The sequence below is a fragment of the Rudaea sp. genome, from assembly GCF_036383415.1.
GTDB lineage: Bacteria > Pseudomonadota > Gammaproteobacteria > Xanthomonadales > Rhodanobacteraceae > Rudaea.
Genome location: NZ_DASVOK010000433.1, coordinates 1 through 2,445 on the forward strand (window position 1 = coordinate 1; position 2,445 = coordinate 2,445).

At 66.4% G+C, this 2,445-nt stretch carries 2 protein-coding genes; both read left to right on the forward strand.

The window, feature by feature from the left end; translation table 11 throughout:
• A partial coding sequence (locus VF497_RS15695; protein WP_330890421.1) for a molybdopterin-dependent oxidoreductase occupies window positions 1–1,491 on the forward strand: 1,491 nt, incomplete at its 5' end.
• 103 nt (window positions 1,492–1,594) lie between these two features.
• Window positions 1,595–2,445 (forward strand): alpha/beta hydrolase (locus tag VF497_RS15700; protein WP_330890423.1); only part of this gene is annotated, 851 nt, incomplete at its 3' end.

Below are 2,445 nucleotides of genomic sequence, written 5' to 3' on the forward strand. Positions count from 1 at the left end.
GATCGCTACACCGAGGGCTGGCCGGTGTTTTTGCGCTATCTCATGGGCGAGAGCGACGGTGCGCCCAAGAGCGCCGAATGGGCCGCCGCGATCTGCGGCATCGATGCCACGACGATCAGGACGCTCGCGCGGCGGCTTCCCGGGCGGCGCGCGCTGATCACCGTCTCGCATTCGTTGCAGCGCGCCGAGCATGGCGAGCAGCCGGTGTGGATGGGCATGGTGCTGGCGGCCGCGCTCGGCCAGATCGGCCTGCCCGGCGGCGGCTATGCCTATTCGCTCGGCGCGATCGGCTATTACGGGCGCAGAGTCAATGCCGTGCCCGGACCGACGCTCGGGCAGGGCCGCAACGGCGTCGCCGACTTCATTCCGGTGGCGCGCATCGCCGACATGCTGCTCAATCCCGGCACCACCTATCGCTACAATGGCGAGACACGCACCTATCCGGATATCCGCCTGGTCTATTGGGCCGGCGGCAATCCGTTCCACCATCACCAGGATCTCAACCGCCTGCGCAAGGCCTTTGCGAAGCTCGACACGCTGGTCGTGCACGAGCTCGCCTGGACCGCCACCGCGCGCCATGCCGACATCGTGCTGCCCGCGACGATGACGCTTGAACGTGAGGACATCGGCTATTCCAGCAACGATCCCTTGATGGTCGCCATGCACCGGATCGCCGAGCCGTTCGGCCTCGCCCGCGACGACTACGACATCTTTGCTGATCTTGCCGACCGGCTGGGCGCCCGCGAGCCCTTCACCGAGGGGCGCACGTCGCGGCAATGGCTGGAACATCTCTACGAGCCGACCCGCAAGGCGCTCGCCGCGCGCGGGCTCGAGGCGCCGAGTTTCGAGGAATTCTGGGAACGCGGCAGCCTGGTGGTGCCGCAACATCTCGACGATGGCGGCTCGCTGCGTCGTTTCCGCGAAGACCCGATCGCGCGACCGCTGCCGACACGAAGCGGCCGCATCGAGATCTTCTCGCAGAAGATCGCCGATCACGGCGATGCGGATTGTCCGGGCCATCCGGTCTGGCTCGAGAAATCAGACACGCCAAAGCCTGATACGCCGTGCTTCCTCGTCGCCAACCAGCCGGTGACGCGCCTGCACAGCCAGCTCGACTTCGGCGGCCACTCGCTGGACGCCAAGCATCGCGGCCGCGAGGTCGCGCGCATGAATCCGCGCGACGCCAAGCCGCGCGGCATCACCGATGGCGACATCATCCGCATTTTCAACGCGCGCGGCGCCTGCCTTGCCGCGGTGCATGTCACCGACGGCATCGCGCCCGGCGTGGTGCAGCTGCCGACCGGCGCCTGGTACGATCCGATGGACCCCGAGGAGGAGGCGTCGCTCTGCGTGCACGGCAATCCGAACGTGCTGACCCGCGACATCGGCACCTCATCCTTCGCGCAGGGCTGCACGGGGCAGCTGACGACCGTCGAGGTGGAGCGATTCAACGGCAATCTGCCGCCGATCCGGGCGTTCGATCCGGCGTAATTTCAGCGCCGGATCACGAACAAATCATCTGTTGGCGCTGGATGGCGCTCATGCGTTCGGCTACGGCATCACGACGTCGTCCCTGAGTTCTGGATTTGCCGAGATGCACCTGAAAACCCTGCTTCATCTTGCCGTCGCTGCAACCGTTACGCTCGGTTCGTCCAGCGCATGGGCGCAATCCGCCGCCGAGCCGGCCTACGGGCCGGAATTGCAGGGTTTCGACTATCCCTATCCGGTCGAGCACTATCGCTTCAGCTCGCAGGGACAGGAGCTCGACATGGCCTATCTCGACGTCAAGCCGGCGACGCCGAACGGCCAGACCGCGGTGCTGCTGCACGGCAAGAATTTCTGCGCCGCGACCTGGGACGGCACCATCAAGGCGCTCAGCGGCGCCGGCTATCGCGTGATCGCGCTCGACCAGATCGGCTTCTGCAAATCCAGTAAGCCGGAACGCTATCAGTTCACCTTCCAGCAGCTCGCCGGCAACAGCCGCGCGTTGCTGGCTTCGCTCGGGATCGGACATTCGATCATGGTCGGCCACTCGACCGGCGGCATGCTGGCGATGCGCTACGCGCTGATGTATCCGGACGCCACCGACCGCCTGGTGCTGGTCGATCCGATCGGGCTCGAGGACTGGAAGGCCAAGGGCGTGCCGTGGCTCAGCCTCGACGGCTGGATGCAGCGCGAGACGCGCGTCACCGCCGACAGCATTCGCGCCTATGAGCGCGCGACTTACTATGCCGACACCTGGGATCCGTCCTACGAGACGTGGGTGCAGATGCTCGCCGGCATGTATCGCGGGGAGGGCCGCGGCGCCGTGGCATCGAGCTCGGCGCGGCTCTACGACATGATCGCGACCCAGCCGGTGTTCTACGAATTCGAGCAGATCAAGCCGCCGACACTGCTGTTCGTCGGCGACAAGGACACCACCGCGATCGGCAAGGACACCGCGCC